Origin of the sequence: Streptomyces sp. NPDC017936 (assembly GCF_044328485.1) — a bacterium.
Classification (GTDB): Bacteria; Actinomycetota; Actinomycetes; order Streptomycetales; family Streptomycetaceae; genus Streptomyces.
In genome coordinates this window covers 216,584-223,515 of sequence record NZ_JBIRHK010000016.1, presented here as the reverse complement: position 1 = coordinate 223,515, position 6,932 = coordinate 216,584, and the positions used below count along the sequence as shown (strand labels likewise).

Annotated in this window: 7 protein-coding genes; all 7 read right to left on the bottom strand. The window is 69.7% G+C overall.

Features of this window, described 5'->3' with window-relative positions:
- Positions 1 to 150 precede the first annotated feature (150 nt).
- Positions 151 to 732, bottom strand: coding sequence for an ATP/GTP-binding protein (locus ACH4F6_RS30080; protein WP_071369867.1), 582 nt, complete (start codon positions 730 to 732; stop codon positions 151 to 153).
- Positions 713 to 1,294: a DUF742 domain-containing protein gene (locus ACH4F6_RS30075; RefSeq protein ID WP_397963513.1), complete on the bottom strand. Its 582-nt coding sequence runs from the start codon at positions 1,292 to 1,294 to the stop codon at positions 713 to 715. Before ACH4F6_RS30075 ends, ACH4F6_RS30080 begins: the two co-directional genes overlap by 20 nt.
- A 96-nt stretch (positions 1,295 to 1,390) precedes the next feature.
- Positions 1,391 to 1,804, bottom strand: coding sequence for a roadblock/LC7 domain-containing protein (locus ACH4F6_RS30070; RefSeq protein ID WP_004983065.1), 414 nt, complete (start codon positions 1,802 to 1,804; stop codon positions 1,391 to 1,393).
- A gap of 10 nt (positions 1,805 to 1,814) precedes the next feature.
- Positions 1,815 to 5,072, bottom strand: a complete 3,258-nt coding sequence (locus ACH4F6_RS30065) for a nitrate- and nitrite sensing domain-containing protein (RefSeq protein ID WP_397963512.1) — start codon at positions 5,070 to 5,072, stop codon at positions 1,815 to 1,817.
- A 370-nt stretch (positions 5,073 to 5,442) separates the two neighbouring features.
- A complete protein-coding gene (locus ACH4F6_RS30060; protein WP_132855910.1) occupies positions 5,443 to 6,018 on the bottom strand; it encodes an ATP/GTP-binding protein in 576 nt (191 codons plus the stop codon).
- Positions 5,999 to 6,397, bottom strand: coding sequence for a DUF742 domain-containing protein (locus ACH4F6_RS30055; RefSeq protein ID WP_019058642.1), 399 nt, complete (start codon positions 6,395 to 6,397; stop codon positions 5,999 to 6,001). Before ACH4F6_RS30055 ends, ACH4F6_RS30060 begins: the two co-directional genes overlap by 20 nt.
- 112 nt (positions 6,398 to 6,509) lie before the next feature.
- The gene (locus tag ACH4F6_RS30050) at positions 6,510 to 6,923 is read right to left on the bottom strand and encodes a roadblock/LC7 domain-containing protein (RefSeq protein ID WP_189937672.1); all 414 of its coding nucleotides are present in this window, start codon (positions 6,921 to 6,923) and stop codon (positions 6,510 to 6,512) included.
- Positions 6,924 to 6,932: the final 9 nt, after the last annotated feature.

The following is a 6,932-nucleotide window of genomic DNA, read 5'->3' as shown; positions in this document are numbered from 1 at the left end:
CACCACTTTTTCGACCATGGTCGACAAGGGGCGCAAGTCATGCCGGACCCGGAGACCGGGAGCCCCATTGCGGGGCCACGGAAAAGGTAACGGGGGCGCCCTCTCCGTGTCGGAGAGGGCGCCCCCTTGGCGTGCCGGTGTGCGGCCGCGTTACCGCAGTCGGGCCATCAGCGCGTGCTCGACCAGCGTGATCAGCGCCGACTTGGCGTCCGCGCGGTGGCGGGCGTCGGTGGTGATGATCGGGGTGTCGGGGCCGATCTGCAGGGCCTCGCGCACCTCGTCCGGCTGGTACGGCTGGTTGCCGTCGAAGCCGTTGAGGGCGATGACGAAGGGAAGACCCGAGTTCTCGAAGTAGTCGACCGCGGGGAAGCAGTCGGCGAGCCGGCGGGTGTCCACCAGGACGATCGCGCCGATGGCGCCGCGCACCAGGTCGTCCCACATGAACCAGAAGCGGTCCTGGCCGGGCGTACCGAAGAGGTACAGGATCAGGTCCTGGTCCAGCGTGATGCGGCCGAAGTCCATGGCGACCGTGGTGGTCGTCTTGTCTCCGGTGTGGGTGAGGTCGTCGATGCCCGCCGAAGCGGATGTCATCACGGCCTCTGTGCGCAGCGGGTTGATCTCCGAGACAGCACCGACGAACGTGGTCTTGCCCACGCCGAAGCCGCCCGCCACCACGATCTTCGCGGAGGTGGTGGAGCGGGAAGGACCGCCGCTAGAGCTTGCGAAGTCCACTGAGCACCCTTTCGAGCAGTGTCACGTCTGGCTGGCCGCCGGCGTTCTCGTCGCCGCCGGGCTGATGGATGGCGACCAGTCCCGCCTCCGCCAAGTCGGCGACGAGGATCCTGGCCACGCCGAGAGGGATCGTCAGCAGGGCCGAGACCTCGGCTACCGACTTGATCTCACGGCAGAGGTTGCAGATCCGCTGATGCTCGGGCAGCTGCCCCTGCATCTGGTGCGGAGCCGCGGTGGTGTGCACCAGTGCCTCGATGGCGAGCTGGTACCGCGGGCGGGTCCGGCCGCCGGTCATGGCGTACGGACGCACCAAGGGGTTGTTGGACGCCCCGGCGGGCGTCGGCTCGGGGCTGCGGCGCTGCGGCTGCACGGGCTGGATGCGCGGCGAGTGCGGCTGGTCGTACGGCGACGGCCCCTGCGGGCCCTGCGGCGCGTACGGCTGACGCTGGTTCGGAGCGGAGGGGAAGTCGTAACGGTTCGGGTTCTGGGAACCGTCGTTCTGACCCTGGGCAGGGCCGTACGACCAGTTGCCTGAATGGGAACCGCCTGGGGGTGTTGCCACTTTCTCTCCTCCTCCGACTGTGCCTGGCATCCATCACGTGGAAGCCGCGTCCCGAAACCCTACGGCCTCGGGACGCCGATACGCACCGCCCGTCCTTCAGTTGAGAAGGCTCCCTTGGAGCTCCGCACGAAGATCGGGCGTCAGGACCGTGCCGGCACGGTCCACCAGAAGGGCCATCTCGTACCCGATGAGGCCGATGTCCGCCTCGGGGTGTGCGAGAACCGCGAGCGACGAACCGTCGGAGATGGACATGATGAAGAGGAATCCCCGCTCCATCTCCACAACCGTCTGGTTCACGCTGCCTCCCTCGAAGATCCGGGAGGCGCCTGCCGTCAGTGACGTCAGACCGGAGGCGACGGCCGCGAGCTGGTCGGCGCGGTCGCGGGGGAAGCCTTCGGACATCGCCAGAAGGAGTCCGTCGGCGGAGACCACCACCGTGTGGGACACCCCCGGGGTGTTGTCCACGAAGTTGGTGATCAACCAGTTCAGGTTCTGTGCCGCCTGGCTCATCGGGCTCACACTAACGCTCCTGGTTGTAGGTGCTGTCAGGACCGAAGCCCTGGCCGTTCGTTTCACTGCCTGCGTTGCGTCCGCGCTGGACGCCCCGACGCAGGTTGCTCAACCTGCCTCGGACGTCCTCCGGGGCGCGGGAGACCTGTGGGCCTCCCTGGGGGGTGCTCTCGGCGGTGCCCTCGACCAGGTTGGCCTTGGGTACCCGCCGCGGCAGGCCGGAGGAGGTGACCCCGCCCGCCTTCGGCTTCCGGAGCTGCGAGGCCTGCTGCCAGCGCTCGTCGTTCGCCGAACGCCAGTTGCTGCCGCCGTTGTTCTCCGGAGTGGGGGCCGGCGTCTCGCGGTTCACGGGCCGCGCGGCGCCGTTCGAACCGCTCGCCGCGGGGGAGCCGCGGCGGGGCAGTCCGGCGTCGGTCAGCGCGTGGGCGGCGGAGGAAGCCGGTCCCGGACGCTCGAAGCCTACGCGGTCCCGCTCACCCGCGTCAGCGGCCTGCGCGGATTCCGCTTCCGGAGCGTACTGGTCCGGGTAGCCGTTCTGGTAACCGGTCTGCTGCGGCCAGTCGTCCTGGTAGGACTGCCCGTCGTACGACGGGTAGCCCTCCGGCGCGGACGCCTGGGCGGGCGCGCGCTCCTCCTGGGCCGGGTCCGCATACGCGGGATCCGGGTAGCCGCCGTTCGACGAGAAGGCGTCGTTCCGGGCGGCGGTGCCGTTCGACGCGAGGTACGGGTCCTCGTACGCCTGGCGCTGCTGCTCCTCGTACGTCGTCTGCTGGTCGTACGACGCGCCCTGCTCGGCGTAACCGGTGGCCTCGGCCGCGCCGGTGTCGTAGCCGTTCTGCGCGCCCGCGAAGCCGTTCGGGGAGGCGTCGTAGGCGGGCTGCTGCTGCGTCCGGTCGAAGCCCTCGCCGTACCCGGCGGTCTCGGGCTGCTGCCCCGGCTGGCCGCCCGACTGGGCCTCCAGGGCCGCCCGGCGCTCCTCGCGCATCAGGGAGCGGCCCACCGGGTCCAGGTCGCGGAGGTCGTCGGGGACCTCGTAGCGGCTGTCGTCGAAGCCGAGTTCGGCCGCCGTGCGCATCGGCTGCTGGTTGAAGTCCTCACCCTGGAACCTCTGCTCCGGGATGATCTGCGAGACGGTGAACTCGTCGCGGTCGACGGGCTGTTCGCCGCCACCGCCGTGCGTGATCGCGTCCGGCAGCATGACCAGCGAGGTGGTGCCGGCCTGCTCGCCCGAGGGGCGCAGCTGGACGCGGATGCCGTGCCGGTCGGACAGCCGGCCGACCACGAAGAGGCCCATGCGCTGGGAGATCGCGGCGTCCACGGTCGGCGGGTTGGCCAGCTTGTGGTTGATGTCCGCGAAGTCCTCGGCCGTCAGGCCGATGCCCTTGTCGTGGATCTCGATCATGACGCGGCCGTCGGGGAGACGGGTCGCGGTGACGCGGACCTTGGTCTGCGGCGAGGAGAACGTGGTGGCGTTCTCCAGCAGCTCGGCGAGCAGGTGCACGAGGTCGGTCACGGCACGGCCGTGGATCTCGGCCTCCGGGACGCCCGACAGCTCGATGCGCTCGTACTGCTCCACCTCGGAGGAGGCGGCGCGCAGGACGTCGACCAGCGGGACCGGCTGGTCCCAGCGGCGGCCGGGCTCCTCGCCCGCGAGGACCAGGAGGTTCTCGCCGTTGCGGCGCATACGGGTCGCGAGGTGGTCCAGGCGGAAGAGGCTCTCCAGCTGGTCCGGGTCGGCCTCGTTGTTCTCCAGGTCGGTGATCAGGGTCAGCTGGCCCTCGATCAGCGACTGGTTGCGGCGCGACAGGTTGGTGAAGATCGCGTTGATGTTGCCCCGCAGCAGGGCCTGCTCGGCGGCGAGCCGGACGGCCTCGCGGTGGACCTGGTCGAAGGCGCGGGCGACCTCGCCGATCTCGTCCGTGGTGGTGATCGGGATGGCCTGCACGCGGGTGTCGACGCGGCCGGGGTCGGTGCGCGAGAGCTGGTCGACCAGCATCGGCAGACGCTGCTCGGCGATGCCGAAGGCGGCGTTGCGCAGCTGGCGCATCGAGCGGCTCATCTGGCGGGCCACCGTACCGGCGAGGATGAACGCCAGGAGCAGGGCCACCACGACGGCGGCACCGGTGATGATCGCGGAGGTCTTGGCGTCGGCGGCGATGTCCGAGGCCTCGGTCACGGCCTTGTCGGCCATGTCCGACTCGATCTCGAGGTAGGCGTCGTACTTGAGCGTGGTGTACGCCCACCAGTTGTCCGCGGTGACGCCCTGCGCGGCGAGCCCGGCGCGCTCGGAGCCCTCGGTGCTCTGCAGCGAGGCCAGGGCGGAGATCATGTCGCTCGGGTCGGACGGCGGCGGGACGTAGTCCTCGTCCTTCTGCTTGGCCGCGGCCACCTGCGCCGCCGCGTCCGTCTTGATCTTCGCCTCGGCGTCCTCGAGCCTCTGCGCGTCGGCGTCGGTGCCACCGCCGAGGTACTCCTCGAGCGCGATGCCCTCGAGGTAGGCGTACGAGGAGAAGGCGACGCGCTGCTTGGCCAGGTCGGTCTTCTTGGGGCCCGGGTTGACCAGCAGGTGCGTGCCGATCGAGCGCTCGAGGGACAGGGCGGCCTTGGTCAGCGAGATCGCGTAGACGGTGCGGCCGTAGGAGGTGATGTTTCCGGTGCCCAGGCCGAGTTCGTTGGCGAACTCCATCAGCGGGTGGGCGACCTCGACGTAACCCTCCTCGGTCTGCACACCGGTGAGCTGGGAGGTGTAGGCCGCCGCGCGCAGCGCCGTCAGCTTGGTCTCGCCCTTGCGGAACAGCTGCAGGCGGCGCTGCAGACCGGATTTCTGCGGCATGTCCTGCGCGGCGACGTCGAAGGCGGCGGCGGCCTTGTCGGTGTTCTTGCGGGCCGCGGTGACGTCCGGGTCGTCCTTCTTGCCGGCGAGGAGCGGAGCGGCGCTGCTGTCCCGCTCCTTGTACAGCGCGTCGGCGTAGGCGAGGGAGGCCTGGACCAGACGCGCGGTGCTCTCCGCGTCCTCGGCCTCCTGCCAGGTGTCGATCGAGCTCTTCACCTGGAAGCCGCCCATGACCAGGCCGACCAGCACGGGTATGAGCAGGATCGCGTTCAGCCTGGTCGGCACCCGCCAGTTGCGCGGAGAGAGACGGCCCCCGCTCTTGGCGGGCTCAGCCGGCGGTTCCGAGCCGGGCACAGGGGCGGGCGCCGCTCCGCGCGGCGGCGGGGTGAAGTTGCCCCGCGCCGCCGGCTCGGGACTTTTCTTGCTTCGCCTCACTCGACCAACAACCTCTCGGCGGTCGGCACCTTCGTCGTGCCGCAGTGTCTCAGAGCCCGGTCAGCCATCGACCATGTGTACGTCATTGACTATTGGGCAGTTCAGGCATTCCAGCACGACGACCTGCGCTCTTCCAAACAGTAGGAAGCGTCGAATCCTTGTGATGTAAGCCCCAGATAAAACGGTCATAAAGAGCGAGCCCCGCCAAAAGGCGGGGCCGTCGTGCGCGCAGCGAGACCGAGCGACCGCGACGCGTTGCCGTACCACCCGATTCCTCTGCCGAAACGTTATGAACACCGGAGCCGGCCGTGTCAAAGGCCACGGCCGGCTCCGGAAGGTCCTGCGACGGGTGCCGTACGGCACCGGAAAACTACCGCAGTCGGGCCATCAGCGCGTGCTCGACCAGCGTGATCAGCGCCGACTTGGCGTCCGCGCGGTGGCGGGCGTCGGTGGTGATGATCGGGGTGTCGGGGCCGATCTGCAGGGCCTCGCGCACCTCCTCCGGCTGGTACGGCTGCTGCCCGTCGAAGCCGTTGAGGGCGACGACGAACGGCAGGCCGCTGTTCTCGAAGTAGTCCACGGCGGGGAAGCAGTCGGCGAGCCGGCGGGTGTCCACCAGGACCACCGCGCCGATGGCGCCGCGCACCAGGTCGTCCCACATGAACCAGAAGCGGTCCTGGCCCGGCGTACCGAAGAGGTACAGGATCAGGTCCTGGTCCAGCGTGATGCGGCCGAAGTCCATGGCGACCGTGGTGGTCGTCTTGTCCCCGGTGTGGGTGAGGTCGTCGATGCCCGCCGAGGCGGACGTCATCACGGCCTCCGTGCGCAGCGGGTTGATCTCCGAGACGGCGCCCACGAACGTGGTCTTGCCCACGCCGAAGCCGCCCGCCACCACGATCTTCGCGGAGGTGGTGGCCCGTCCCCCGTCAGAGCTTGCGAAGTCCACTGAGCACCCTTTCGAGCAGCGTCACGTCCGGAGCGCCGCCGTTGTTCTCATCGCCGCCCGGCTGGTGGATGGCCACCAGTCCGGCCTCGGCCAGGTCCGCGACGAGGATCCGCGCCACGCCCAGCGGCATGGCCAGGAGCGCCGAGACCTCGGCGACCGACTTCACCTCGCGGCACAGATGGCAGATGCGCTGGTGCTCCGGGAGGAGCCCCATGAGCGCTGCCGGGTCGGCCGTGGTGCTGATCAGCGCCTCGATGGCGAGCTGGTAGCGCGGCCGGGTCCGGCCACCGGTCATCGCGTACGGACGCACCAGCGGCTGGTCGCCCTCGTCCCCGTACGGCTCCGCGTACGGATCATGAGAGGCGGTGGGCGGGGTCATGAATCCTCCGGGCGGGACAGCATGTCTCGGTCAGTCGTGCCGTCCGTCGAGGCCGGTGGGGGGATTGTGTCGGCCGGACGGTGATTTCGTGAGGTGGGTGGTACCGCGGACGCTAGTGGAGCAGACTGCCTTGGAGCTCGGCGCGCAGGTCGGGCGTGAGCACCGCGCCCGCGCGGTCGACCAGGAGCGCCATCTCGTAGCCGACGAGGCCGATGTCGCACTCGGGGTGCGCGAGAACGGCGAGGGACGAGCCGTCCGAGACGGACATGAGGAAGAGGAAACCTCGTTCCATCTCGACGACCGTCTGGGCCACATGGCCGCCCTCGAAGATCCGGGACGCGCCGGCCGTCAGCGAGGTGAGTCCCGACGCGACCGCCGCCAACTGGTCGGCACGGTCGCGCGGGAAGCCCTCGGACATCGCGAGCAGGAGACCGTCGGCGGAGACCACCACCGTGTGGGACACCCCTGGGGTGTTGTCCACGAAATTGGTGATCAGCCAGTTCAGGTTCTGTGCCGCCTGGCTCATTTGGCTCAA